The organism is Modestobacter sp. URMC 112 (assembly GCF_053502575.1).
Window position 1 is genome coordinate 2,133,592 of the sequence record NZ_CP199957.1, and the last position, 24,911, is coordinate 2,158,502.

Annotated in this window: 27 protein-coding genes and 1 riboswitch; of the genes, 13 read left to right on the forward strand and 14 right to left on the reverse strand. The window is 75.6% G+C overall.

The window, feature by feature from the left end:
• Positions 1–106: 106 nt before the first annotated feature.
• The 4 genes from ACWIX6_RS09980 to ACWIX6_RS09995 are packed head-to-tail and all read right to left on the reverse strand — an operon-like array spanning position 107 to position 3,580.
• A complete protein-coding gene (locus tag ACWIX6_RS09980) occupies positions 107–952 on the reverse strand; it encodes a 5-oxoprolinase subunit C family protein (RefSeq protein WP_448616689.1) in 846 nt (281 codons plus the stop codon).
• The gene (locus ACWIX6_RS09985) at positions 949–1,563 is read right to left on the reverse strand and encodes a 5-oxoprolinase subunit B family protein (protein WP_448616690.1); all 615 of its coding nucleotides are present in this window, start codon (positions 1,561–1,563) and stop codon (positions 949–951) included. The genes ACWIX6_RS09980 and ACWIX6_RS09985 overlap by 4 nt, the downstream gene beginning before the upstream one ends.
• Positions 1,563–2,333 (reverse strand): LamB/YcsF family protein, encoded by a 771-nt coding sequence (locus ACWIX6_RS09990; protein ID WP_448616691.1) that lies wholly within the window; start codon positions 2,331–2,333, stop codon positions 1,563–1,565. Before ACWIX6_RS09990 ends, ACWIX6_RS09985 begins: the two co-directional genes overlap by 1 nt.
• Positions 2,330–3,580 carry an NRAMP family divalent metal transporter gene (locus ACWIX6_RS09995; protein ID WP_448616692.1) on the reverse strand — a complete coding sequence of 417 codons (1,251 nt, stop codon included), beginning with the start codon at positions 3,578–3,580 and terminating at the stop codon, positions 2,330–2,332. The genes ACWIX6_RS09990 and ACWIX6_RS09995 overlap by 4 nt, the downstream gene beginning before the upstream one ends.
• Before the next feature lie 107 nt (positions 3,581–3,687).
• Between ACWIX6_RS09995 and ACWIX6_RS10000 the strand changes: the two genes are divergently transcribed.
• Positions 3,688–4,491, forward strand: a complete 804-nt coding sequence (locus tag ACWIX6_RS10000) for a putative hydro-lyase (protein ID WP_448616693.1) — start codon at positions 3,688–3,690, stop codon at positions 4,489–4,491.
• Positions 4,492–4,509: 18 nt separating this feature from the next.
• On the opposite strand, the gene ACWIX6_RS10005 is transcribed toward ACWIX6_RS10000, so the two are convergent.
• The gene (locus tag ACWIX6_RS10005) at positions 4,510–5,589 is read right to left on the reverse strand and encodes a hypothetical protein (protein ID WP_448616694.1); all 1,080 of its coding nucleotides are present in this window, start codon (positions 5,587–5,589) and stop codon (positions 4,510–4,512) included.
• Positions 5,586–6,164 carry a sigma factor-like helix-turn-helix DNA-binding protein gene (locus ACWIX6_RS10010; protein WP_448616695.1) on the reverse strand — a complete coding sequence of 193 codons (579 nt, stop codon included), beginning with the start codon at positions 6,162–6,164 and terminating at the stop codon, positions 5,586–5,588. Before ACWIX6_RS10010 ends, ACWIX6_RS10005 begins: the two co-directional genes overlap by 4 nt.
• 76 nt (positions 6,165–6,240) lie before the next feature.
• On the opposite strand from ACWIX6_RS10010, the gene ACWIX6_RS10015 reads away from it, so the two are divergent.
• From ACWIX6_RS10015 to ACWIX6_RS10030, 4 genes are all read left to right on the forward strand, one after another.
• Complete coding sequence (locus tag ACWIX6_RS10015; RefSeq protein WP_448616696.1) at positions 6,241–7,017, forward strand: putative protein N(5)-glutamine methyltransferase; 777 nt, start codon at positions 6,241–6,243, stop codon at positions 7,015–7,017.
• A 420-nt stretch (positions 7,018–7,437) separates the two neighbouring features.
• Positions 7,438–8,238: an ArsR/SmtB family transcription factor gene (locus ACWIX6_RS10020; protein ID WP_448616697.1), complete on the forward strand. Its 801-nt coding sequence runs from the start codon at positions 7,438–7,440 to the stop codon at positions 8,236–8,238.
• Positions 8,239–8,264: 26 nt separating this feature from the next.
• Positions 8,265–8,747 carry a hypothetical protein gene (locus ACWIX6_RS10025; RefSeq protein WP_448616698.1) on the forward strand — a complete coding sequence of 161 codons (483 nt, stop codon included), beginning with the start codon at positions 8,265–8,267 and terminating at the stop codon, positions 8,745–8,747.
• 61 nt (positions 8,748–8,808) lie between these two features.
• Positions 8,809–9,102 (forward strand): hypothetical protein, encoded by a 294-nt coding sequence (locus tag ACWIX6_RS10030; protein ID WP_448616699.1) that lies wholly within the window; start codon positions 8,809–8,811, stop codon positions 9,100–9,102.
• A 383-nt stretch (positions 9,103–9,485) separates the two neighbouring features.
• Here ACWIX6_RS10030 and ACWIX6_RS10035 read toward each other — a convergent pair whose 3' ends face one another.
• Positions 9,486–9,875 (reverse strand): cupin domain-containing protein, encoded by a 390-nt coding sequence (locus tag ACWIX6_RS10035; RefSeq protein WP_448616700.1) that lies wholly within the window; start codon positions 9,873–9,875, stop codon positions 9,486–9,488.
• A gap of 251 nt (positions 9,876–10,126) precedes the next feature.
• On the opposite strand from ACWIX6_RS10035, the gene ACWIX6_RS10040 reads away from it, so the two are divergent.
• The 5 genes from ACWIX6_RS10040 to mftD all read left to right on the forward strand — a co-directional run bounded on the left by ACWIX6_RS10040 (position 10,127) and on the right by mftD (position 14,813).
• A complete protein-coding gene (locus ACWIX6_RS10040; protein ID WP_448616701.1) occupies positions 10,127–10,699 on the forward strand; it encodes a universal stress protein in 573 nt (190 codons plus the stop codon).
• A 64-nt stretch (positions 10,700–10,763) separates the two neighbouring features.
• Positions 10,764–11,411, forward strand: coding sequence for a class I SAM-dependent methyltransferase (locus ACWIX6_RS10045; RefSeq protein ID WP_448616702.1), 648 nt, complete (start codon positions 10,764–10,766; stop codon positions 11,409–11,411).
• Positions 11,412–11,550: 139 nt separating this feature from the next.
• A riboswitch (cyclic di-AMP (ydaO/yuaA leader) is annotated at positions 11,551–11,702 on the forward strand.
• Positions 11,703–11,961: 259 nt separating this feature from the next.
• A complete protein-coding gene (locus ACWIX6_RS10050; protein ID WP_448616703.1) occupies positions 11,962–12,744 on the forward strand; it encodes an aggregation-promoting factor C-terminal-like domain-containing protein in 783 nt (260 codons plus the stop codon).
• Between the two features lie 142 nt (positions 12,745–12,886).
• Positions 12,887–13,486 carry a YceI family protein gene (locus ACWIX6_RS10055; protein ID WP_448616704.1) on the forward strand — a complete coding sequence of 200 codons (600 nt, stop codon included), beginning with the start codon at positions 12,887–12,889 and terminating at the stop codon, positions 13,484–13,486.
• Between the two features lie 97 nt (positions 13,487–13,583).
• Complete coding sequence (mftD, locus tag ACWIX6_RS10060) at positions 13,584–14,813, forward strand: pre-mycofactocin synthase MftD (protein WP_448616705.1); 1,230 nt, start codon at positions 13,584–13,586, stop codon at positions 14,811–14,813.
• Positions 14,814–14,878: 65 nt separating this feature from the next.
• Here the strand turns inward: mftD and ACWIX6_RS10065 are convergent, their stop codons facing one another.
• From ACWIX6_RS10065 to ACWIX6_RS10080, 4 genes are all read right to left on the reverse strand, one after another.
• The gene (locus ACWIX6_RS10065) at positions 14,879–15,262 is read right to left on the reverse strand and encodes a VOC family protein (protein WP_448616706.1); all 384 of its coding nucleotides are present in this window, start codon (positions 15,260–15,262) and stop codon (positions 14,879–14,881) included.
• Between the two features lie 17 nt (positions 15,263–15,279).
• Entirely contained in the window at positions 15,280–16,170 is an 891-nt protein-coding gene (locus tag ACWIX6_RS10070) for a maleylpyruvate isomerase N-terminal domain-containing protein (protein WP_448616707.1), read from the reverse strand.
• A gap of 125 nt (positions 16,171–16,295) precedes the next feature.
• Positions 16,296–16,913 (reverse strand): FMN reductase, encoded by a 618-nt coding sequence (locus ACWIX6_RS10075; RefSeq protein WP_448616708.1) that lies wholly within the window; start codon positions 16,911–16,913, stop codon positions 16,296–16,298.
• Positions 16,910–18,007, reverse strand: a complete 1,098-nt coding sequence (locus tag ACWIX6_RS10080; protein ID WP_448616709.1) for an LLM class flavin-dependent oxidoreductase — start codon at positions 18,005–18,007, stop codon at positions 16,910–16,912. The genes ACWIX6_RS10075 and ACWIX6_RS10080 overlap by 4 nt, the downstream gene beginning before the upstream one ends.
• Positions 18,008–18,153: 146 nt before the next feature.
• On the opposite strand from ACWIX6_RS10080, the gene ACWIX6_RS10085 reads away from it, so the two are divergent.
• Positions 18,154–18,510 carry a hypothetical protein gene (locus ACWIX6_RS10085; protein ID WP_448616710.1) on the forward strand — a complete coding sequence of 119 codons (357 nt, stop codon included), beginning with the start codon at positions 18,154–18,156 and terminating at the stop codon, positions 18,508–18,510.
• Positions 18,511–18,561: 51 nt separating this feature from the next.
• On the opposite strand, the gene ACWIX6_RS10090 is transcribed toward ACWIX6_RS10085, so the two are convergent.
• Positions 18,562–19,443: a helix-turn-helix domain-containing protein gene (locus ACWIX6_RS10090; RefSeq protein WP_448616711.1), complete on the reverse strand. Its 882-nt coding sequence runs from the start codon at positions 19,441–19,443 to the stop codon at positions 18,562–18,564.
• 116 nt (positions 19,444–19,559) lie between these two features.
• Between ACWIX6_RS10090 and ACWIX6_RS10095 the strand changes: the two genes are divergently transcribed.
• A complete protein-coding gene (locus ACWIX6_RS10095) occupies positions 19,560–20,234 on the forward strand; it encodes a TIGR04222 domain-containing membrane protein (RefSeq protein WP_448616712.1) in 675 nt (224 codons plus the stop codon).
• Positions 20,235–20,275: 41 nt separating this feature from the next.
• On the opposite strand, the gene ACWIX6_RS10100 is transcribed toward ACWIX6_RS10095, so the two are convergent.
• Both ACWIX6_RS10100 and ACWIX6_RS10105 read right to left on the reverse strand, forming a co-directional pair.
• Positions 20,276–21,412, reverse strand: coding sequence for an acyl-CoA dehydrogenase family protein (locus ACWIX6_RS10100; RefSeq protein ID WP_448616713.1), 1,137 nt, complete (start codon positions 21,410–21,412; stop codon positions 20,276–20,278).
• A gap of 1 nt (position 21,413) precedes the next feature.
• Entirely contained in the window at positions 21,414–22,589 is a 1,176-nt protein-coding gene (locus ACWIX6_RS10105) for an acyl-CoA dehydrogenase family protein (RefSeq protein ID WP_448616714.1), read from the reverse strand.
• Between the two features lie 242 nt (positions 22,590–22,831).
• Here ACWIX6_RS10105 and ACWIX6_RS10110 point away from each other — a divergent pair, with 242 nt between their 5' ends.
• Positions 22,832–24,904, forward strand: coding sequence for a putative bifunctional diguanylate cyclase/phosphodiesterase (locus tag ACWIX6_RS10110; RefSeq protein ID WP_448616715.1), 2,073 nt, complete (start codon positions 22,832–22,834; stop codon positions 24,902–24,904).
• The last annotated feature ends 7 nt before the right edge of the window (positions 24,905–24,911 follow it).

Genomic DNA, 24,911 nt, shown 5'->3' on the forward strand with positions numbered 1-24,911 from the left:
CCGGCGCGCGGGCTCGGGTGGCAGCTGGTGCAGGACACTGCCCCCGCCGGGGTGCGCCCAGCGCGGTCTCCGGTGCCCGGTGGCCGCGTGCGCGCACACCGGGAGCTCACCCCGAGCGGAACCGGAGCACCTGGCCGGGGCGCAGCTGCGCGCAGCGGTCCACGTGCGCGTCGGCCACGTAGCCGATCACCGGGTAGCCGCCGGTCACCGGGTGGTCGGCGAGGAACAGCACCGGCGTGCCGGACGGCGGCACCTGCAACGCCCCCCGCACCATCCCCTCGCTGGGCAGCTCCCCGGTCCGCTCGCGCTCCAGCACCGGCCCGTCCAGCCGGAGACCGACCCGGTTGCTCTCGCTGGTGACGGCGTAGGCGCTGCCGGTCAGCGCGTCCCACGCGGCCGCCCCGAACCAGTCCGCCCGGGGTCCGGGCAGCACCGGCACGGTGACCTCACCGCCCGGCGGGTCGGCGACCGGGGCCAGGTCGACGCCGGGCAGCGCCAGCGCGGGCGCGCCGACCGGCAGCACGTCGCCGGCCCGCACCACCGGCGGCCCGAGGCCGGCGAGGACGTCGGTGGCGCGAGACCCGAGCACGGCCGGCACGTCGACCCCGCCGCGCACCCCGAGGTAGGTCCGCAGCCCGGTGGCCGGCTGTCCCAGCCGCAGCTCCGTGCCGGCCCGGAGCCCGGTCGGCGCGGCGTGCGCGGTCGCGCCGGCGCAGCGGGCACCGGTGGTCACTACCAGCAGCTCCTCCTCCGCCCGGACGGCCAGCCCGCCGAAGGTCACCTCCAGGACGGCCGCCTCCGGCGGGTTGCCCAGCAGCCGGTTGGCCAGCGCCGCGGCGTGCCGGTCGGCCGACCCGGACCGGCCGATGCCCAGCGCCGCCTGCCCGGGCCGGCCGGTGTCCTGAACGGTGGTCAGCGGTCCGGTCGCCAGCACCGTGAGCGCCCGGGTCACCCGTCCACCGCCACGAAGCGCACCCGCACGCCCGGCCGCAGCAGCGCCGCCGGGTCGCGGTCCAGGTCGAAGACGTCGACGTCGGTGCGGCCGATCAGCTGCCAGCCGCCCGGGGACTCGCGGGGGTAGACGCCGCTGAACTCGCCGGCCAGCGCCACCGAGCCCGGCGGCACCCGGGTGCGCGGGGTCGCGCGGCGGGGCACGTCCCAGCCGCCGCCGTCCTGGGTGAGGTAGCCGAAGCCGGGCGCGAAGCCGCAGAACGCGACCGTCCACTCCGCCCCGGTGTGCCGGCGCACCAGCCCGGCCGGGTCGGTGCGCAGCAGCCCGGCGAGCTCGGCCAGGTCCGCGCCGTCGTAGTGCACCGGGAGCTCGACCACGTCGCCGGCGGCCCGGGCGTCCGGCCGGGGCGTCGTGCTCCGGACCGCCGCCGCCACCGCGTCCAGCGTGGTGCGGGCGGGATCGGTGACCAGCAGCACCGTCCGGGCGGCGGGGACGACGTCCACCACGCCCTCGGGCGGGGACCCGGCCAGCGAGGCGTAGAGCGCGAGGACGGCGTCGAGGTCGTCGAGCTCGACGAGCAGGGCGGTGCTGCCGCTGGGGAGCAGCCGCATCAGGGTGCGAAGGGGGCCAGGGCCGTTCCGGCCGCGGTCAGCGCCTCCCGCACCCGGCGGGCGATGTCCACGGCACCGCGGGTGTCGCCGTGCACGCAGATCGAGTCGGGGGTGAGCACCAGCTCGCCCCCCTCGACGTCCCGGATCGGCTCGCCGGCGGCCATCGCCACGCACCGGCGGGCGATCTCGTCCGGGTCGTGCAGCACCGCCCCGTCCAGCCGGCGGGAGACCAGCGTGCCCTCCGGGGTGTACGCGCGGTCGGCGAAGGCCTCGTGGACCACCGTGAGCCCGGCCTCGCCGGCCAGCCGCAGCCACGCCGACCCGGGCAGCCCCAGCACCGGGAGCGTCCGGTCGTAGGCGACCACCGCCGCCACGACGGCGGCGGCCTGCTCCTCGTGGTGCACGATCGCGTTGTAGAGCGCCCCGTGCGGCTTGACGTAGCGCACCCGGTCGCCGGCGATCCGGGCGAAGGCCTCCAGCGCGCCGACCTGGTAGACGACGTCCGCGGTCAGCGCGTCGGGCTCCACGTCGATGAACCGCCGGCCGAAGCCGGGCAGGTCCCGGTAGCCCACCTGGGCACCGATGGCCACGCCGGCGCCGACGGCCCGCGCGCACACTCGCCGCATGATCGACGCGTCACTGGCGTGGTACCCGCAGGCGACGTTCGCGCTGGTGACCACGTCGAGCAGGGCGTCGTCGTCACCGAGGGTCCACTGGCCGAAGCCCTCGCCGAGGTCGGAGTTCAGGTCCACGGTCCCGGGTTCCCTCACGCGAACAGGTCGATGACCGGACGGACGGAGTTGACCGCCAGGTAGAGCGTCAGCAGCCACGCGGCCCAGCCCACGGCCAGCAGCCAGCGCGGGTACCGGTAGCCGTTCAGCAGGTCCGTCCGGCGGGTGGCCACCCAGAGGATCACGGCGATCCCGATCGGCAGCAGCAGCCCGTTGAACGCACCGGCGAAGACCAGCAGGGTCGCGGGCGCGGTCCCGATCAGCAGGAAGGCCAGCGTGGTCACCGCGATGAAGCCGACCACCAGCAGCGCGCGGGTGCGGTCGCTGGTCCGGGTGCGGGAGGTGACGAAGGAGACCGTCGTGTAGGAGGCGCCGATCACGCTGGTGATCGCCGCGGCCCAGAGCACGACGCCGAAGACCCGGAGCCCCACCTCGCCGACGGCCTGCTGGAACGCCGACGCCGCCTGGCTCTCCGGGTCCAGTGCGGCGCCGCCGCTGACCACGCCGAGGATCGCGAGGAACAGCACGATCCGCATGACGGCGGTGATCAGGATGCCGGTGATCGACCCCCGGGTGATGTCGCGGACGTGGGCCGGCCCGGTCACCCCGGAGTCCAGCAGCCGGTGCGCGCCGGCGTAGACGATGTAGCCGCCGATGGTGCCGCCGACCAGCGTGGTGATGGCCAGGAAGTCGACCTGCTCGGGCAGCACCACGTTCCGCAGCGCCCGGCCCACCGGCGGCCCGGACGTGACGGCGACGTAGGCGGTCAGCACGATCATCAGCAGCCCGAGGACGACGACGATCCGGTCGACCGCGACCCCGGCCCGCTTGCTGAGGAAGATGCCGATCGCGATGAGCGCCGAGATCCCGCCGCCGATCTTCGGGTCCAACCCGAACATCGCGTCGGTGCCCAGGCCCGCGCCGCTGACGTTGCCGATGTTGAACACCAGCCCGCCGATCAGCAGGAAAGCGGCCATCACCCAGCCCAGGCCGGGCAGCACCAGGTTGCCCAGCTCCTGCGCGCGGCGCCCGGAGATGCCGATGACCCGCCAGACGTTCAGCTGCAGGGCGATGTCGATGACGATGGAGATGACGATCGCGAAGGCGAACGCGGCGCCCAGCTGGACGGTGAACGCGGTGGTCTGGGTGATGAAGCCCGGACCGATGGCCGAGGTGGCCATGAGGAACATCGCGCCGAGCAGCGTCGAGCGGGTGCTGGCGGCCAGCCGACCGCCGGGCGGCGCCGTCGCGGTGTCGGAGCCGGGGGAGTCCGGGGGGTGCGACATGGTGCGCTCCGGGGGTCCTGCGTCGGTGGATCCGGGAACGGCTCTGTTCGCCTGAGGGGGCCGACCGTAGGGTCGGCGGCGTCCTCCGGCAATACGAGGGAGGTCCGTTGACCACCACCGCCGTCCCCGACCCCGTCGCGCACCGGACGCCCGCCGACGCCCGGGCGCGCTACCGGGCCGGGCTGGCCGTCCCCAGCTCCGGTGAGGCGCCCGGGTTCACCCAGGCCAACCTGGTCGTCCTGCCCCGGGAGTGGGCCTACGACATGCTGCTGTTCGGCCAGCGCAACCCGCGGCCGGTCCCGCTGCTCGACGTCACCGACGCCGGCTCGTACCGCACCGTGCTCGCCCCGGACGCCGACCTGCGGACCGACGTGCCGCGGTACCGGGTGTGGCGGGACGGCGAGCTGGCCGACGAGCCTCCCGACGTCACCGACCTGTGGACCGGCGACCTGGTCGCCTTCCTGATCGGCTGCAGCTTCAGCTTCGAGACCGCGCTGCTGGACGCCGGCGTGCCGGTGCGCAACATCGAGCAGGGCCGCAACGTGTCGATGTACCGCACGAACCGGGCGTGCCGCCCGGCCGGCCGGCTGTCCGGCCCGCTGGTGGTGTCGATGCGGCCGGTCCCCGGCGAGCTGGTGACGACGGCGGTCCAGGTGACCGGCCGGATGCCGCAGGTGCACGGCGCGCCGGTGCACGTCGGCGCGCCGTCCTCGCTCGGCATCGCCGACCTGTCCCGGCCCGACTTCGGTGACCCCGTGGAGCTCGAGGACGGCGACGTCCCGGTGTTCTGGGCCTGCGGGGTGACCCCGCAGGCGGCGCTGATGGCCTCCCGCCCGCCGTTCGCGATCACCCACGCGCCCGGGCACATGTTCGTCACCGACGTGCCCGACACCGCCTACCGTCAGCCGTGATCCGGCCGGTCGGCCGGCTCACCGCCCGCCCACCTGGGCCAGGCACCGGTCGCGGGCGGCGTCGTTCTCCGCCTGCTCCGCGCTGCTCAGCGGGCCCACGTCGGGGGCGAGCGCGGGGCCGCCGCTCACGCTGAGGCCGTTCCCGCCCGGGTCGAGCGTCACCTCGAAGCCCAGCGGCGCCAGGCAGTCCCGCAGCCGGACCCAGAACCGGGGGTCGCCGGGGCCGATCTGCCGCGGGGCGGAGACGTCCTCCAGCGTGGTCAGGACGACGAGCGCTTCCGCGGTGCCGTCCCGGCCGTCCCGCAGCAGGCGTACCCGGCCGGAGCCGTCGGCGACCGGGGCGGCCACCTCGCCGAGCGGCACCCCGTCCACGACCGGCAGCTCGACGTAGGCGCGGCGCAGCCGCCCGGAGGCGTCCCGGTCCAGGCTGGGGGAGTACTCGGCGCCCAGCCCCGGCCGGGCGACCACGACCAGCGGGCCGGTCGCCGACCGGGCGTCCATCAGGGTGATCGGCCGGCCGTCGTCGGTGCGTACCGGGTCTCCGGTGAGGCTCAGCTCCTGCGCGGCGGCGCCGGCCGGGCCGGTGAACCAGGCGTGCACGAGCTGGTCCTCGACCCGGCCCATCACCAGGGCCCAGCGGGAGCCGCCCGGGACGTCGCCGGCGAAGAGCACCCGCCGGGTGTCCTCCGGCGGGCGGAGCCGGAGCTCGGACGCCCCGGCGTCCGGTGGGCCGGACGGCCCGCCCCACTCCAGGGTCCGGAGGCCGGCCAGGAACTCCTCGTCGCCGGCCAGCGAGCCCCGGGTCGGCACGTCGTACAGCGACCGGTCCGCGGGGGCGCCGTCGGCCGCGACGTCGGCCGGGTCGGCGGGCAGGCCGCTGACCGCGGCGGGGACGGCGGCCAGCACCGCGCCGACGGCGAGCACGGCCGCCGTCCAGGCCGCCCACCGGCGGCGCTGCGCCCGGTCGTGCGCCACCGCCCGGTCGGCGGTGTCCGGGCCCCGCGGCGGCGGGGCGTGGTCGGCCAGCCGGCGCAGGCCCTCCCGCAGCGCCCGGTCCGGCCCGGCTCCGGACGGCCCGGCTGCCGACGGCCCGGTCACCGCGGCCGCCGGTAGATGGCGTCGTCGTCGGTCTCGTCGGGCTCGGGCGGTGCGGTCGCCGCCGGGCCGCCGGAGGTCGGCCCGGCGGGAGAGGGGCCCGGCGGTGACGCCGACGTCGGCTGCCCGACCGGGCCCCGGGCGCGCAGCACGGCCGTCCCCTCGGCGGTGAGCGTGGCCACCAGGTCCGGTGGGCAGCCCAGGACGTCGGCGGCCTGCGCCTCGGTCAGGCCCTCGTGCAGGCGCAGCACCAGGGCGGCCCGGGTCCGGGGCGGGAGGTCCACCAGGGCCCGGCGCAGCGCCTCCACCTCCGCGGGGAGCGGCGGGGCGTCGGCGCCGCCCCGCACGGCGTCCTCCGTCCGGTGCCGGGTCCGCGGCCGGTTGCGGACCATCGCCCGGCGGACGGCGGCCACCGGATCGGCGGCGGCTCCCCACCGCCAGCGGCGGTGCGTGCGGGCCAGCGCGGCGGCCAGCAGCTCCTCCGCCGTCCGCAGGTCGCCGGTGAGCAGGTAGGCGGTGCGCAGCAGCGGGCCCTCGTGCTCGGCCACGAACGTCCGGAAGCCGGCGGTCGCCGCCATGTCCCTCCGATCCCGCCGGTCGCCACGTGCCGCTCCAGGATCCCGCGCCCAGGGGGCGGACGCCTACCGTGCTGGCGTGCCCGACGTCCCCGCCGCCGTCGTCGACCGGTTGCGGGCGGCGGGCTGCGTGTTCGCCGAGGAGGAGGCCGCCCTGCTGGTGGCCGCCGCGGCCGGGCCCGCGGAGCTGGCGGACCTGGTGGCGCGGCGGGCCGCCGGCCTGCCGCTGGAGCACCTGCTGGGCTGGGCGGAGTTCCGCGGGCTGCGGATCGCGGTCGCCCCGGGGGTGTTCGTGCCGCGCCGGCGCACCGGGTTCCTCGTCGCGCAGGCCGTGTCGCTGGCGCCCGACCCCGCGGTCGTGGTCGACCTGTGCTGCGGCTCGGGGGCGGTGGGGGCGGCCTTGCTGGCCGAGCTGCCGCGGGTCGAGCTGGTGGCCGCAGACGTCGACCCGGGAGCCGTGGCCTGCGCCCGGCGCAACGTCGAGCCGCGCGGTGGGCGCGTGGTGCTGGGCGACCTGGACGAGCCGCTGCCGACCGGGCTCCGCGGACGGGTCGACGTGCTGGCCGCCAACGCCCCGTACGTGCCGACCGGGGCGATCGCGCTCATGCCGCCGGAGGCGCGGGAGCACGAGGCGCGGGTCGCGCTGGACGGCGGTCACGACGGGCTGGACGTGCAGCGGCGGGTGGCCGCCGTCGCGCCGCGGTGGCTGGCGCCGGGCGGGCACCTGCTGATCGAGACCAGTGAGGACCAGGCCGCCCGCACCGCGGCGGCGGTGGCCGACGCCGGGCTGACCGTGCGGGTGGCGCGGGACGACGACCTGGACGCCACCGTGGTCGTCGGGGCGCGGCCGCGCTGAGCCGGGGGCTCGTCGCCCTGCCCTGGTGCGCCCGGTCCTGTCCGGCGTCGCACGACCCGGAGGACCGCTCCCGGCCCGGTGGCCACGAGGTCCACGGCTCCGTCGGGGAACGGGAGGTCGGGCAGGGCACCCGCGACCGGGAGCTGACCAGGAAGTCGCCGATCTCGGTGGCGCACCCGGGTCACCGCGCACGATCGCCGTCCTCCCTCGCGGGCACGGGGACCCCGACCACCGGCTGAAGTGCGCGACGGTCGGGAAGGGGATGCCGGAGATCAGCCCGGTCGCCCCCACGAAGGCGGCCGCGGCGCCCGGCCGACGGGAGGGCTGGACGGACAGCAGGGCGTGCCCCAGGACCACCGCTGCAGCGTATGGAGCGCGGGACTGTTGACTTATGCAGGCAAACACCTGCATGGTTGTCGTGTGGACGCGGAGCCGTCGATGGACGCGGTGTTCAAGGCACTCGCCGACCGCACCCGCCGGCTGTTCCTGGACCGGCTGCGCGAGCAGGACGGTCAGACGCTCGGGGAGCTCTGCGAGCACCTGGGGATGGCGCGGCAGTCCGCCACCCAGCACCTCGACGTCCTCGTGCGGGCCGGCCTGGTCACCGTCGTGCGGCGGGGGCGGGAGCGGCTGCACTTCCTCAACCCGGCGCCGGTCCACGACATCGAGCAGCGCTGGATCTCCACCTTCGACAAGCCCCGCCTGGATGCGCTCCGCGCCATCAGGGCCCGAGCAGAGGAGCACGCCATGACCGAGACCGCCCCGTCGGTGCCCACCTACGTCTACGTCACCTACATCCGCGCGAGCGCCGAGCAGGTCTGGCAGGCCCTCACCGACGCGGACCTCACCGCCCGCTACTGGGGGCACGCCAACGTCTCGGACTGGCAGCCCGGCTCGCGCTGGGAGCACCGCCGGACCGACGGCTCCGGCCAGGTCGACGGCGTCGGCCGCGTGCTCGAGACCGAGCCGCCGACCCGTCTGGTCGTCACCTTCGGCGAGTCCGCCGACGCGCCCGACGACGCCTCGGTCGTCACCTTCCTCGTCGAGCCGCACCACGACATCGTCCGGCTCACGGTCACCCACGAGAAGCTCGCCGACCCGACCGCGCTGCGCGAGATCTCGCACGGCTGGCCCGCCGTCCTGGCCAACCTCAAGTCGCTGCTCGAGACCGGGGAGGTCCTCCCGCGCGCGCCGTGGGAGATGTCGCCGGTGCACGACTGAGCCTACGACGCCGACGGAGGACGACCATGGACACCGCACCCCTGCGGGACGCCTACGCCACCCTGCTCCACGCCGCGGCCGCCGTGGCCGCCCGGGCGGAGGAGGCCCTCGAGCCCCCGGACGGGGGGTGGGACGCCGACCGGGTGCTCGCCCACGTCGCGCTGGTCGACGCCGCCACCCTCGCCACCGCGGCCACCGTCGCGGCGGGTGCCGCGGCGACCTACGACAACCGCCTCTCCCTCGAGGACTGGACCGCCGGCCGCGTCCACGCCCGCGCCGGCGGGAACGCCGGCCTCCAGGAGCGCATCCGCCGCCAGGGTGAGGCGCTGTGCGCCCTCGGCGCCGTGCTCAGCGACGCGGAGCTGGACACGGCGGTCCCGACCCTGCTGCTGTCCGGCGGCGAGGTCCTCGTCGACCAGCCGGTGCCGCTGCGGGCCGTCCTCACCGGCCTGACCGACGACCACCTGCCGCGGCACACGACCCAGCTGCTGGCCCTGCTCCCCGGCTGAGCTCTCCGGCGGCGGCCGCGGGACGGTACCGGCGCGGCCCGGGGCTGCCGATGAGGGGCACGTGACCCGTCAGGACCTCCCGCAGGGCTCCCCGCGGAGCCCCCAGTGGTTCGACCCCGCGCACCAGGCCGACATCTCGGCGGCCCTGGACAGTCACCTCGCGGCCGGTGTGCCCGAGCGTGGCCCCTTCACCCCGCGTCCCGAACGGGTCCGGGAGCTCGCCGAGCTCGCGGCGGCGAGCACCCTGCCGGCCCGCGCGGCCCTGCTGCGCTGGGGCGCGCTGCCCGCCTCGGTGCGCAGCCACCTGCTCACCGGCTGGTACGGCGCCGTGGAACGCCGGAGCCGGGCGGCCTGACCCGCGCGCCTCGGTCCTCCCCGGACGGGGCGAACCGGGCCAGCGCGTCAATCGGCGGGCAGGTGCAGTAGGCGCCGGTCAGCGGCGGAAGGAAACCGGTGTGCCCGTCCTGGACGCCGTCGGTGGCCTCGGCCATCCGCCGGAGCGTCTCGGCCAGCCGCCACTGGTGGGCGGAGCCGACGAACGCCGTCCCGTGGTCGGTGCCCCGCCGTGGGCGACGTCGCGCCGGATGCCGTCGACGAACCCGGTGAGGTCCCGGTCGCGCCGGCACTCCGGCCGGAAGCCGACCATCAGGTCGACCCCGCCGGTGGAGGACAGCGGACCGGTGACCGGTCGCCGCCGGTCGCACGCGCGGCAGCGACCGGCGGTGACCGGCGGGGAGGTCAGGACGTCGGCGGCTCGTCCTTGCCGGCCTCCTCGAGCTCGTCGGCCTCCTCCTTGGTCTTGTGCACGGCCTTGTCGGCGTGCTCCGGCGGGCCGTAGACGGTGTACAGCACCAGCGGGTTGACCCCGTTGTTCACGAAGTTGTGCTTCTTGCCGGCCGGGACGACGACCAGGTCGCCCTGCGCCACGTTCTTCTTCTGCCCGCCGACCATCGCCTGCGCGGTGCCGCTGACGAAGGTGAGGATCTGGTCGACGTCGTGCACCTCCTCGCCGATCTCGCCGCCCGGCGGGATCGTCATGATCACCAGCTGGGTGTGCTCGCCGGTCCACAGCACGCGACGGAAGTCGGCGCTCTGCTCGGCGACGGTCGCGATCGTGAAGTGCTCCATGGACGCTCGCCTCTCGTTGGTCGGGCCGCGGCCGGCCGGGTGGGCCCCGGCGGCGCACGGGATGCCGTCGTCCCCAGTCAAGAGCACCGCACCCGACCGCGCGACCCGAGTTGATCAACGTGCCGCCGGGCGGACGCACGTCCTGCACCGGTGCGTTCTGGCATAGGTTCGGGCCGGACCCGGGCACGGCGTGCACCGGACCGGGTCGCCGCCGGCGCGCGCCGGCGGTGGGCGAGCAGGAGGGCAGCGACGTGGACGACGCACGCGAGGACGACCGGCAGGGAGCGTCGACGGACCGGGACGAGGTGGTCGCCGCGGAGCTCGGCCAGACCCCCCTCGACGAGGGGGTCGACGACAGCGACGTCAGCACCGAGGTCGAGGTGGCCGGCGGGGTGGTCGTCGGCCACGACGGCTCGGGCTGCTCGCAGGAGACCCTGCAGTGGGCCGCGACGCTGGCCGAGCGGGCCAACTGGCCGCTGCACGTCGTCCGGTCCTGGCGGATGGTCACCGCCCCCCGGCCGGCCAGCTGGGAGCCGGGCTACGTCCCGCCGATGACCGACTACGAGCAGGCGGTGCTCGAGGACCTGAGGTCCGACGTCGTCGAGGCGCTGGGCGCCGAGCGGGCCCGCGCGGTGCACTGCCAGGTGGTGCACCTGGCACCGGTGAAGGCGCTCATCCAGGCGGGCCGGAACGCCGACCTGCTGGTCGTGGGGTCGCGCGGGCGCGGCGGTTTCGCCGGCCTGCTGCTGGGGTCGGTCAGCGACCAGGTCGTGCACCACGCCAGCTGCCCGGTGACCGTGGTTCGGACGCAGCGCAAGGACTGAACCGGGAGGACCGTCCGCCCGAGGGCGGCGGCCGGGGGACCGGCCGGGGTGGTGCACTGGTCGGGTGCCCACCCCCCGATCGGTCCCCGCGTCCTTCGTCGAGGCGCACACCCGGCTGGCCCGCCCGCCGGCCGTGCCGGAGGTGCAGCTGCACGTCGCCGACGACGTCGTCGCGCTGTGGGAGGCGATGGAGACCGAGGGCGGCGGCGCCGGGGAGGCGCCGCCGTTCTGGGCGGCCGCGTGGCCCGGCGGGCAGGCGCTGGCCCGCCACCTCCTCGACTCGCCCGAGGTGGTCGCCGGCCGCCGGGTCCTGGACCTGGGCGCCGGCAGCGGGCTGGTCGCCGTCGCGGCGCTGCTCGCCGGCGCCGCCTCCGCGGTGGCCAGCGACGTCGACCCGTACTCGCACACCGCCGTCGTCCTCAACGCGCAGGTCAACGGTGTGCCGGGGATCGAGGTGGTGGGCGACGTCCTGGACGGCGGGCCGCCGGACGTCGACGTCGTCCTGGCCGGGGACGTCTGCTACGACCGGGAGATGACCGAGCGAGTGCTGCCCTGGCTCTGGAGGGCGTGGACCGCGGGCCGCACCGTGCTGCTGGGCGACCCGGGCCGCCGGTACCTCCCCGGAGAAGGGCTCGTCGCCGTGGCGGAGTACGACGTCCCGGAGGTCGACGAGGACCGGTGGCGCCGGACGACGGTCTGGCGACTGCCCTGACCAAGGGTCCGGACGCAAGCGCGACACGCCGCAGATCCGGACGGATGTCCTTCATCACGTTGTCACGGACGTGTAACGGCCTCTACCTTGACCACGTCAGGCCGGACGTCGGTCCCCGCCCGGGGAGCCCGCGCCTGATGCCGTCGAGTCGCCGCACCACCGGTGCGGCGGGCCGGGGACCCACCGCAGCACTGGGGTGAATCCGCCTCCCGAGCACCTGCTCGCGAGCCGGTAGGGCGCCTTCCCGCCCGAATCCGTCAGCTAACCCGGTAGGCGGCTGTGGAAGAACGGAGAGCCGCCGCATGGCGCGCCCGCACCCCTGCACGTCCACGGTCAGCCCGCCCCGCCGCGGCCGGTCCCGCCACCTGGACACCTGACCCGGCCGCCCGCCGGGACCGCGAGCGCCACAGCGCGCGCACGCCCCCGCCGCCCCTCCGCGCGGCGCCCCGGCCGGATGCAGCCCCGTCATCCCGTACGCCCTGCCGTGGACGACGCCGCCCTGCGGCGCCGTGCCCACCGCAGCCTCTGAGCCCCCGGAGCACCGCACCCCATGGACCAGCGAACCCCCGCGCCCAGCGCAGCCACGACCTCCCCGTCCGGAGACGCCCCCCGCCGGCACCGCCGTCCCCCCTCGGGCGTCCGCCGCCCGGTCAGCTACCTGGCCGCCGCCGCGGTCGGCGCCGTGGTCGTCGGGGTGGTGGCCGCCGGTGAGCCCGCCGCCCACGCCGAGCCGGCCGCCGCCGAGCCGGTCAGCGTCGCCGAGCAGCTGGAGCTGCAGGCCCGGTCGACCAGCACCATCGTCGACGCCCAGCTCGGCGAGCGGCTCGGCGACCTCGCCGCCACCCGCAGCCAGCGCGAGGCCGAGCAGGCCGCCGCGGCCGAGGCCCAGGCCGCCGCCGACCGGGCCGCGATCGAGGCCCGGCTGGCGGAGGAGGCCCGGCTGGCCGAGGAGGCCCGGCTGGCGGAGGAGGCCCGCCGCGCCGAGGAGGCCCGCGCCGCTGAGGAGGCGGCCGCCGCCGAGGCCGCCCGCTCGTCGTCCGGGTCGGGGTCCTTCCAGGACTACGCGCTGGGCAAGCTGGGCGGCGACGGGGGCGAGTTCCGCTGCCTGGAGAGCCTGTGGGGCAAGGAGAGCGGGTGGAACCCGAACGCGCAGAACCCCACCAGCACCGCCTACGGCATCCCGCAGTTCCTCAACTCGACGTGGGCCGGCACCGGGATCGCCAAGACCTCCGACGGCTACCGGCAGATCGACGCCGGGCTGATCTACATCGAGAGCCGGTACGGGTCGCCGTGCGCCGCCTGGTCGCACTCGAAGGCCAACAACTGGTACTGACCGGCCGCTGGACGGCGGTGACCCCGGTCCTGTCGGGTCACCGCGGTCGCCGTCCGCGGGCCCGGCACGCCCCCTCGGTCCGGTGCCGTTCCGCCGTCGGCGAGGATTGGGCGGTGGACCACCTCCCCGAGGAGAGCTGACCGTGGCCAGACACCGCGCACAAGAACCCGACGCCAGTGACTTCGACGCCGCGACCAGCGCGCTCGCCGACGTCACCGGCGACTACACCGTCGACGTCGCGCACACCCGGATCGGCGTCCGGGCCCGGCACGCGATGGTCACCACCGTCCGCGGCGCCTTCACGTCGTTCACCGGGGCCGCCCACCTGGACACCGCCGACCCCGCCGCCAGCTCGGTGACCCTGCGGATCGACGCGGCGAGCATCGACACCGGCAACGCCGACCGGGACGCCCACCTCCGCTCGGCCGACTTCTTCGACGTGGAGACCTTCCCGGAGGTGCGCTTCGCCTCCACCGGGGTCGAGCAGGTGGACGAGGACGTCTACCGGGTGACCGGCGACCTCACCATCAAGGACGTCACCAAGCCGGTGTCGGTCGACTTCACGCTCAGCGGCTCGGCGATGGACCCCTTCGGCAACCTGCGGGTCGGCTTCGAGGGCGCCCTGGTGCTCCGGCGCAGCGACTGGCAGCTCACCTGGAACGCGGCGCTGGAGACCGGCGGGGTGCTGGTCAGCGACAAGATCCAGATCGAGTTCGACGTCTCGGTGATCAAGGACTCCTGACCCCGGGGCCGTTCATCCGGAGATGTGTCCTGCGACACGGTGCTCCGCTAGGGTGGCACTGAGTGTCACCGGTGACCGAGTGCGGAGGGGGTCCGGGATGGCGAACGCCTGGTTCGAGACCGTGGCCGAAGCCCAGCGGCGGGCCAAGCGGCGGCTGCCCAAGGGCGTCTACGGGGCGCTGGTCGCCGGCTCCGAGCGGGGGGTCACCGTCGACGACAACACCGCGGCGTTCGCCGAGCTGGGGTTCGCCCCGCACGTGGCCGGGCTGAGCAACGAGCGCGACCTGGCCACCACGATCATGGGCCAGCAGGTCTCGCTGCCGGTGATGATCAGCCCGACCGGTGTCCAGGCGGTGCACCCCGACGGGGAGGTGGCCGTGGCCCGGGCCGCGGCGGCCCGCGGCGTGGCGATGGGCCTGAGCTCGTTCGCCAGCAAGCCGGTCGAGGAGGTCGTCGCGGCCAACCCGCAGACCTTCTTCCAGATGTACTGGGTCGGCGACCGGGACGCGATGGCGGCGCGGATGGAACGCGCCCGCCGCGCCGGTGTCGTCGGCCTCATCGCCACGCTGGACTGGTCGTTCGCCTACGGCCGGGACTGGGGCAGCCCGTTCATCCCGGAGAAGATCAACTTCGAGGCGGCCCGCCGCTACGCGCCGCAGGTGCTGGTCAAGCCCCGCTGGCTGCTCGACTTCGCCCGCACCGGGAAGATCCCCGACCTCACCGTCCCCAACATGGTCCCCGACCCGGGTGACCCGGCACCGACGTTCTTCGGCGCCTACGGGCAGTGGATGCAGTCCCCGATGCCGTCCTGGGACGACGTCGCCTGGCTGCGCGAGCAGTGGGGCGGCCCCTTCATGCTCAAGGGCGTCATGCGGGTCGACGACGCCAAGCGAGCCGTGGACGTCGGGTGCACCGCCATCTCGGTCAGCAACCACGGCGGCAACAACCTCGACGGCACCCCGGCCAGCATCCGGGCGCTGCCCGCGGTCGCCGACGCGGTGGGCGACCAGCTGGAGGTGCTGCTGGACGGGGGCATCCGCCGCGGCACCGACGTGGCGAAGGCCCTGGCGCTGGGCGCCCGGGCGGTGATGATCGGCCGTGCCTACCTGTGGGGGCTGGCCGCCAACGGCCAGGCCGGGGTGGAGAACGTGCTGGACCTGATGCGCGACGGCCTGGGGTCGGCGCTGACCGGGCTCGGCCACCGGTCGGTCCGCGACCTGAGCCCCGACGACCTGGTGGTGCCACCGGCGTTCGAGCGGCACCTCGGCGAGGCCGGCGCCGACGCCCCGGTGGCGGCGCGCAGCTCCGGCAAGTCAGGCAACGCCTGACCGGTCCGACCCGCCTGACCGGACCGACCTGCCTCTCCGACCCCCACCACCGGCCCTCGGCCCGGTCAGCGGGGGTCGCGGCGCAGCGGGTGGTCGGCCGGCACCTCGACCAGCACGACCGGGACGCCGTCCGGGTCGGCCACCCACGCCTCGACCAGCCCCCACGGCTCCCGCCGGGCCCGCCTGACCACCGGCACGCCCCGGCCGGCCAGCCGTTCCTGCTCCGCCGCGGCGTCCCGGACCTGGAGCCACAGGGCCAGGCCGCGCGGCGGCTCGGTCGACGAGCCGGAGAGCTCGAGCAGTCCGTTGCCGAGGAAGAGCACCACGCCCGGGTGGTCGGGCGTGCCGAACTCCCGGAAGGTCGCCAGGCCCAGGGTGTCCCGGTAGAAGGCGGCGCTGCGGTGCCAGTCGGTCGGCCGGAGGAGCAGCCGGCTGCTCAGCACGTCCATCCCCGCAGCGTGCCCGCTCAGCCGCGGAACAGCCGCCCGACCAGCCCGCCGGCGCCGCCCAGGCTGCGCGCGGCCAGCTGGAGGATCGGCCCCCCGGGGATGGCCGGCGCGGCCGCCACGATCGGCGCCAGCCGCAGCAGGCCGCCCAGCTCGTGCACCCGCAGCTGCCGGCGGGCCAGCGCCGCGACCGGGTTGACCCGGCCGGAGGCCGCCTCCAGCAGCAGGTCGGCGGGTGCCTCGACCGCGGTGCCGGAGACCGGTCCGGCCGCCACCCGACGGACCGTCCAACCGCCGTCGTCGGCGGAGAACCGCCAGCCGCCGTCCGGCGTGGCCAGGGTCGCCCCGCCGGTGATCCCCGCGGCGGCGGCCAGCGCGCCGGTCACGTCGGCCAGCGCGGCCAGCCCGGACTGCAGCACGTCCGCCGGGACCGCCGGTGCCCCCGCGGCGGCCAGGTCCAGCCCGTGCACGGCGAGCTCGTAGGCCTGGCCGAGCACGATGCTGAGCAGCGGCAGCCGGCCGACGGTGGAGACCGCCGGCGCCCGGTCCAGTGCGGCCGGCTCGTCGGCCAGGTAGCGGACGGTGGCCTCCCGGCCCCGGCGCAGCGCGGCCAGCACCTCCTCGCGGGACGCGTCCCGGTGGGCGGCGGTGACCCGGGCGTTGACCGCCTCGACGTCGGGGGGCGTCCCGCGGGCCCCGTCGCGGGCCGAGGCGACCAGGTCGGCCAGCGCGGCCTGCTCGGGCCAGACGCCCAGGTGCACGCACACCTCCTGCACCCGCCAGCCCGGCAGCCGGGTCGGCCGGTGCAGGTCCACCGCCGCCGCCTGGGCGCAGAACGCGTCCCAGGCGGGGAGGACCAGCGCGCCGACCTCGTCCCGGCCGGCGTCGGCCATGCCCCGGAGTCCGTCCACCCGCAGCCCCTACCCGCTGCTGTTCCCGGCGATCCACGCGCTCGCGATCATGGCGCCGCGGACGCGACACGCCGGTGACCCACGGTCCCGGCGCCATGATCGTCGGGGGAGGGCGGCGCGCGGGGTCAGCTGCCCCGGAGGAGCTCCTCGAACGACGGGGTGCCGGCGAACGGGTCCGCCGTCCGCACGGCGGCTGGCCGCGCGGCCACCAGGTCGGCCAGCTCGCCCGCCGCCCGGTCGACCCGGGCGGCCAGTGCCTGCTCGGTGCCGCCGCCCGCCCAGTCCTCGGCAGCCGCGAAGACCCCGGTGGGGACGGGCACCGCCCGCAGGTAGGAGAACAGCGGGCGCATCGCGAACTCCAGCGCCAGGGAGTGCCGCGCCGTCCCGGCGGTCGCTGCCAGCAGCACCGGCTTCCCGGTCAGCGCGTCCTGGTCCAGCACGTCGAAGAAGGTCTTGAACAGGCCGCTGTAGGACGCCGAGAACACCGGCGTGACCGCGATCAGCCCGTCGGCCCCGACGACCGTGTCGATCGCCGTCCGCAGCGACCGGTCCGGGAAGCCGGTGACCAGGTGGTCGGCCAGGCCGCGGGCGTGCTCGCGGAGCTCGACCACCTCGAGGGTCGCGTCCTCCCCCCGGGCGCGCAGCGCCGCCCCGGTGGCGGCGGCCAGCCGGTCGGCGAGCAGCCGGGTGGACGACGGGCTGCCGAGCCCGCCGCTCACCACGGCGAGCGTGCGGGTCGTCATCGGACGGACACCTCCTCGGCCGGCGCCCGGGCGGCGAGCAGCGAGGCGTGCGTCGGCGCGTCCGGGACGTGGGCGGGCTTGAGGGCGGCGAACTCGCGGCGCAGCACCGGGACGACCTCCTCGCCGAGCAGGTCCAGCTGCTCCAGCACGGTCTTCAGCGGCAGGCCGGCGTGGTCGATGAGGAACAGCTGCCGCTGGTAGTCGCCCACGTAGTCGCGGAAGCCCAGGGTGCGCTCGACGACCTGCTGGGGGCTGCCGACGGTCAGCGGGGTCTGGGAGGTGAACTCCTCCAGCGACGGGCCGTGGCCGTAGACCGGGGCGACGTCGAAGTAGGGGCGGAACTCCCGCACGGCGTCCTGGCTGTTCCTCCGCATGAAGACCTGTCCGCCCAGGCCGACGATCGCCTGGTCGGCGGAGCCGTGGCCGTGGTGCTCGAAGCGTGAGCGGTAGAACTCGACCATCCGCTGGGTGTGCTCCGGCGGCCAGAAGATGTGGTTGTGGAAGAAGCCGTCGCCGTAGTAGGCGGCCTGCTCGGCGATCTGCGGGCTGCGGATCGAGCCGTGCCACACGAAGGGCGGGACGCCGTCCAGCGGCCGGGGCGTCGAGGTGAAGCCCTGCAGCGGCGTCCGGTACTTCCCCTGCCAGTCCACGACGTCCTCGCGCCACAGCCGGCGCAGCAGCGCGTAGTTCTCCACCGCCAGCGGGATGCCGTCGCGGATGTCCTTGCCGAACCAGGGGTAGACCGGGCCGGTGTTGCCCCGGCCCATGATCAGGTCGACCCGGCCGTCGGCGAGGTGCTGCAGCATCGCGTAGTCCTCGGCGATCTTCACCGGGTCGTTGGTGGTGATCAGCGTCGTGGACGTGGACAGCTGGAGCGTCGAGGTCCGCGCGGCGATGTAGCCGAGCGCGGTGGTGGGGGAGGAGGGCACGAACGGCGGGTTGTGGTGCTCGCCCATCGCGAACACGTCCAGCCCGACCTCCTCGGCCTTGAGCGCGATGGCGACCATCGACTTGATCCGCTCTGCCTCGGTGGGCGTCCGGCCGGTCGTGGGATCGGGGGTGACGTCGCCGACGGTGAACACACCGAACTGCATCTCGCGCTCCTGTTGGTTGAGAGTGCAACTACTGTACCGGGGAACCGCAGGGCACTCGGGAGCATTCCCGGCAGGGTCGTTGTGCTCTCGTCGCGGGGTGGCGCGCGGGTCGATCATGACGGGTGTCCTGCAGGTGAGGAGGCGTCATGACCACTCCGGACAGCCGGGGATCGTCGCAGGCGCGGGTGCCCGGGTCGACCGAGAACCCGTTCGCCACCGCCGAGAAGCTGATGGCCCAGTTCGAGGCGCGGCACGCCGCAACCGCGGCCGGCCGCCGGGTCGTCGGGCCGGGAGTGTCGGAGTACCTGACCCACGAGCGCTGCACCGAGGCGTGCTCGCGGACCGGCCACCGGGGCCACGCGGAGCCGCGACACCGGGCCCGGACGCAGCCCAAGCCGCCGCCGGACACCCACCCGCACTTCTCCGACCTGCTGGCCTGGGTGCTCCCGGTCAGCGGCGACGAGCCGGGCGGCTCCGGACGCCGGGAGGGCGGCCGGCACTGAGCCGTGGCCGGGGCCGGACCGGGTCCGCCGGGCGGCCCCGGACCGGCGTGGTCAGAGGTCGGCCAGCGCCGCCTCGACCAGGTCCCGGGAGTCCGCCGGGTCCAGCGCGGTGTCGCCGATGAGCTCCCAAGCCTGGGTGTAGCGGTGCACCTCGGCCTCGGCGTCGATGAAGAAGATCCGCGTCTTGTTCTCCAGGTACACGACGTCCGGCGTCCCGGTCGCCATCGACTCGAGGACCGAGAACGAGCCGGCCGTCACCGGCGGCAGGCCGGCGCTGAAGGGCAGCACCTGGACGGTGACGTTCGGCCGGGCCGCGACCGCCAGCAGGTGCTCGAGCTGGCCGCGCCGGACCTCCCGGTCCCGCTCCGCGTCGCCGGGGACCGCCCAGCGCCGCAGCACCGACTCGTCGACCACCGCGGACAGCCGCAGGGCGCCGTCGGCCCGGGTGGGGTCGAGCAGCTCCTGTCGCCGCCGGCAGATCTGCAGCCGACGCTCGACCTCGGCCGGGGACGGCGTCTCCCAGGTCGAGAGGATCAGCTCGCGCAGGTAGTCCGTGGTCAGCAGCAGTGCGTGCGGCACCAGTGCGGCGTAGCAGCGCAGCGCCTGCGAGCCGGACTCCAGCCGGATCAGGTTCGCGTAGCCGGCCGACAGGGTGTCGGCGTAGGCGTCCCACCAGCCGCGCGGCCGGGCCGAGGGAGCGAGCCGGCGCAGGTGGCCGGCCTGCTCCTGCGGCACCTGGTAGAGCCCGACGAGCCGCTCCAGGTCCACGCCGCTGATGCCGGTGCGCCCGGTCTCGATGCGGGACACCTTGGACGCCGACCAGCCCAGCCGCTCCGCGACCTCCTTGCCGTGCAGCTCCGCGGCCTCGCGCAGCAGGCGCAGCTCCCGCGCCAGCCGACGCTCGCGCACCGACGGTGAGTCCCGGTCCAGCATGCCCGCAGGGTACCGCTGCCGTGCAATCTTGCAATCATGCTTTCGCCGCCGTGGCGGAGCTGTCACCGTTCGGGCAGCGGCACCCCACCCAGCCCCGATCGAAGGGACCGACGACGATGACCGGACCCAGCACCCTCCTGCACACCGACCTCGACCTCCACGAGGTCGCCCATCTCGCCGGCGGGCCCGCCCGGGTCGTCGACACGGCCGTCGCCGTCCTGGCCGCGCGTGGGCTGGTGCGGGTCGACCCCGCCGGCCGGCTGTCGGCGACGCGCCCGGGCACGGGCCACCCCGTGGAGGCGGCGGTGCTCGCCGTCCTGGGGCGTCGCCCGCTGCGGTCGGTGGCCACGCTGCGCTGGCGGCTGGCCGACGACCCGGCCGTCGTGGCCGTCGGCGAGCGGCTGGTGGCCGAGGGACTGCTGCGCCGCAACCGGCTCGCCCGGCTGCACGAGGGATGGCCCCGGCTCGTCCGGACGGCGGCCGGCCGCAGGCTGCTGGGGCAGTGGCAGAGCGCGCCGCCCCCCGCGGTCGGCACGCCCGACGCGCTGGCGGTGGCCTTGCGCGGACCGGCGGTGCTGGGCGACCGGGTGCTGCGCGAGGCCCTGCTCGGCGTGCAGGACGGGGGTGCGGCCTCCGGTGGTCCGCACCAGTCCGCCCGGCGCCGGGACGGCCACGTCCACGTCGCCCCCTACCCCGCCTGGGGCTTCACCGCCGGGGACGGCGGCGGCTGGGGCGGCGGCTGGGGCGGTGGCGACGGCGGCTGCGGCGGCGGGGACGGCGGGGGCTGCTGACGCACGGAGGGCCCGGACGGCGACGCCGTCCGGGCCGCCCGTCAGGACAGCGGGTCGACGGTGTCGTACCGGTCGACCCCGGCGGCCAGCCGCGCCAGCGCCCAGTCGCCGTCGCCCAGCTGGTGGTCGATGGCGGTGAGCCGGCTGGTGTAGTGGCCGATCGTGTACTCCGCCGTCATGCCGATGCCACCGTGCAGCTGGATGGCCTCCTTGCCGATGTGCCGGCCGGCCCGGCTGGACTGCAGCCGCGCCCGGAGGCCCGCGGTGACCACGTCGCCGCCGGCGTCGACGACGAGCGTGGCCCACAGCACCGTGCTGCGGGCGAGCTCGAGGGAGACGTACATGTCGGCCGCGCGGAAGGTGAGCGCCTGGAACTTGTTCAGCGTCACCCCGAACTGCTTGCGGGTCCGCAGGTACTCCGACGTGGTGGCCAGCGCGGTCTCCATCGCCCCGATGGCCTCCGAGCCGTAGGCGACCATCGCCCGGGCCAGGGCCGCGGCGACCTCGTCCGTCCGGTCGGCGTCGCCCTCGCCGAGCAGGTCGGCGGGGGTGCCGTCGAAGGTCAGGTTGGCCGCGCGGCCGCCGTCGTGGGTCCGGTACCCGGTGCGGGACAGGCCGTCGGCGTCGCCGCGCACGACGAACAGCCGGGTCGCCCCGTCGGCGACCGCGCTGACCACCAGCACGTCGGCGCGGGCACCGTGTGGGACCGGCTCCTTGACCCCGGTCAGCCGCCACCCGTCGCCGTCCGAGGTCGCCTGCACGCCGCGGGCGACCGGCTCCCACCGGCTGCCGGGCTCCGCGTGCGCGAACGCCAGCACGCTGGCGCCCTCGGCCAGCGGGCCGAGCAGCTCGGCGCGCTGCTCCGGCGTCCCGACGGCGGACACCAGACCGCCGGCCAGCACGACGGACTCCACGAAGGGCTCGGGCGCGAGCACGCGGCCCAGCTCCTCGGCCACGATCGAGACCTCGACCGGGCCGGCGCCCATGCCGCCGTCGGACTCGGCGAAGGGCAGGCCCAGCACCCCCATCTCGGCCAGCCGGGCCCAGGTCTTCTCGTCGAACCCCGGGTCGGCGCCCACCACGGCGCGCCGCTGGTCCCCACCTCCGTAGGCCCGGTTCAGCAGGCCGTTGACGGCCTCCCGCAGCGCGATCTGCTCGTCGTCGTAGCTGTACTCCACGTCACAACCCCAGGATCGAACCGGCGATGATGGTGCGCTGGACCTCGTTGGAGCCCCCGTAGATGGAGGCCTTGCGGTAGTTCAGGTAGGACGGCGTGGACACCCGAGCCCACTCGGGCACCTGTGACCCCTCGCCGGCGAAGGAGGCCAGCGACAGCGGGCCGGCGACGTCCATCAGCAGCTCGGTGGCCGCCTGCTGCAGCTCGGTGCCGCGCAGCTTGAGCACCGAGGACGCCGGGTGCGGCTTCCCGTCGGCGGAGTTGGCCACCACCCGGACGGCGGTGAGCTCCAGCGCCAGCACCTCGTTCTCCAGCTCCGCGATGCGGGCGGCCATCAGCGGGTCGCGGGACAGCGGCACCCCGCCGGCGGTGACCTCCCGGGCGTGCTCCTTGGCCGAGGCCAGCAGCCGCTTGATCATCGCCACCGGGGCCACGCCGACCCGCTCGTTGCCGAGCAGGAACTTGGCGTAGTCCCAGCCCCGGTTCACCTCGCCGACCAGGTTCTCCGCCGGGACGACGACGTCCTCGAAGAAGACCTCGTTCACCTCGTGACCGCCGTCGATGAGCTCGATCGGCCGCAGCGTCACCCCGGGGGAGTCCATCGGGAAGAGCAGGAAGGAGATGCCCCGCTGCTTCTTCTCAGCCGTCGGGTCGGTGCGGACGAGGCAGAAGATCCAGTCGGCGTGCTGGCCCAGCGTCGTCCAGGTCTTCTGCCCGTTGACGACCCAGGTGTCGCCGTCGCGGACGGCGCTGGTCCGCAGCGAGGCGAGGTCGGAGCCCGCGTCGGGCTCGGAGAAGCCCTGGCACCACCAGATGTCCAGGTTCGCGGTCGGCGAGAGGAACCGCTCCTTCTGCTCCTGGTCGCCGAACGCCGCGATGACCGGGCCCACCATCGAGGTGTTGAACGCCAGCGGCGGCGGCACGCAGGCGGCCATCATCTCCTCGTGCCAGATGTGGCGCTGCAGCGGCGTCCAGCCGCGGCCGCCCCACTCGACCGGCCAGTGCGGAACGGCCAGCCCGGCGGCGTTGAGCACCCGCTGGGCCTCCACGATCTGGTCCTTGGACAGCTCGCGGCGTGCCGCGACCGCGTCCCGGAGGGACTGCGGCACCTGGGTGGTGAAGAAGGTGCGCATCTCCTCCCGGAAGGCCTGGTCCTCGGGGGACAGGTGCAAGCGCATCGGGCCTCGTCTCTGCGGCGGCGCCGCCGTCTCGATCGGTCTCCGGACCGCCCTGCCGGGCGTCCGGGGGCAACATCCCACACGGGCTACCGGTGAGTATCCCCAGGGTCGTGCGCGGCGTGGCGCCCGTTCCCCACCCGGAGGGGTGAGCCCCACGCGCTCGGGTGAACCGGACCGCGGCCTCCGTCGATGGTGGCAGCACGGACCGGGTCACCGGTGCGCGCGACGGAGAGGTGGGCAGCGTGGCCCTGAGGGTGAGCGCACCGGCCGGTGGACCCGTGTCCCCGGAGGTGCTGACCGCCGTGTTCCACACCGCCCTGGTCAGCGACCGCGCGATGGTCGTCGTCGAGGTCGTGGACCGCGACCGGACGGTGGTCTGGAGCAACGACCGGGCCGCCGACCTGCTCGGCTATGCCACCGAGGACCTGTCGGCCATGCCGGTCGGGCAGCTGCTGCCCACCCTCGCCGGAGGGGAACTCGACCTGTTGCTGCGCCGGGAGCGGGTGGCGGAGATGGTCCTGCCGGTGCGCTGCGCCAGCGGAGCCTCCGTGCAGTGTGTGGTCCGGGCCAGCCCCGACCAGTCCGGACGGTTGTGGACGCTGCGGGTGTCCGGCGTCGACGAGGATCAGGAGCGGGTGCCCCGGGCCAGGGCAGACGCCCACGAGCGACGCTTCGCCACCCTCACCGAGCGGTCCCCGGTCCCCACGCTGCTGTCCGAGCAGGGCATGCGGCTGGCCCACGTCAACGACGCGTTCTGCACGCTGGTCGGCCTGCAGGCCGAGCAGCTGCTGGGCACCGGCTGGCTCGGCGTCCTCCATCCCGACGACCTCGACGCGGTGCTGGAGCAGGCCGCCGCCGTCCTGGAGGGAGGCGAGGGCGAGGTGCAGGCCCGGCTGGTCCGGGACGACGGCACGGTCCGGACGACGGTGGTCCGCTTCGCCCACCTGTTCACCCCGGCGGTCGGGGCCGGCTTCGTCGGGACCATCGAGGACATCACCGACCGGCTCGCCATCGAGGCCCGGCTGGCCCACCAGGCCAACCACGACCCGCTGACCGGCCTGCCCAACCGGACGTTGCTCGCCGAGTACGTGGCCGACCGGTTCACCCCCGGCCATGTCGGGCTGGCCTGCATCTTCCTCGACCTGGACAACTTCAAGGTGGTCAACGACTCTCTCGGTCACGCTGCCGGTGACGAGCTGCTGGGGGAGGTGGCGGCCCGGTTGAGGGCCACCGTCCGACCCAACGACCTGGTCGCCCGCTTCGGCGGCGACGAGTTCGTCGTCGTCTGCGAGGACGTCGACGAGGCCGCCGCCGTCGCGCTGGCCGAGCGGATCGGCGAGGCGCTGCGCCGGCCGCTGTACATCGGCGGGCTGGACCACCGGCCCCAGGCCAGCATCGGTGTCACCGTGCAGACCTGCGAGCACACGCACGCCGACGAGCTCATCCGCGACTGCGACATCGCCATGTACCAGGCCAAGGCCGGTGGCCGCGGCCTGGTCACCGTGCTCGACCAGTCGGCCCGCGCCCAGGCCCGGGACAAGCTGCGGCTGGTCGCCGACCTGCGGACGGCCATCGAGGACCGCGCCGTGACCCTCCTCTACCAGCCGATCTTCAGCACCGAGGACGGCGCCCCGGTGGCCGTCGAGTCCCTCGCCCGCTGGCAACACCCCGAGCGCGGCGCGATCAGCCCGGCCACGTTCGTCCCGCTCGCCGAGGAGAACGGCCTGGTCGCCCCGCTCGGCCTGCTGGTGCTGGACGAGACCTGCCGGCAGCTGGCCGACTGGGACCGGGAGCTCGGTCCGCATGCCCCGGCCCGCGCCAACGTCAACGTCTCGGCGCTGCAGCTGGACGGCAACCTGCGGGGCCACGTCGAGTCGGCGCTCGCCCGGCACGGGCTCGCACCGTGCCGGCTCTCGGTGGAGATCACCGAGTCCGCCCTGGTCAAGGACCCGGCATCGGCCCGGGCGGTGCTGCTCCAGCTGCGCGACCTGGGCGTCGAGCTCGCCATCGACGACTTCGGCACCGGCTACTCCTCACTGGCCTACCTCCGGCACCTGCCCGTCACCTGCCTGAAGGTGGACCGCTCCTTCGTCGCCGAGCTGGCCGACGGCCATCCCGAGATCACCACCGCCGTCATCGCCCTGGCACGCAGCCTGAACCTGCAGACCGTCGCCGAGGGTGTGGAGACCGCCGAGCAGGCCACCGAGCTGGCCCTGCTGGGCGCCAGCTACCTGCAGGGCTTCCGCCTCGCGCAGCCGATGAGCGGCGACGTCCTCGCCGCCTGGTTCGCCGGCCGGCGCAGCGCCCTGCGATGACCACCGA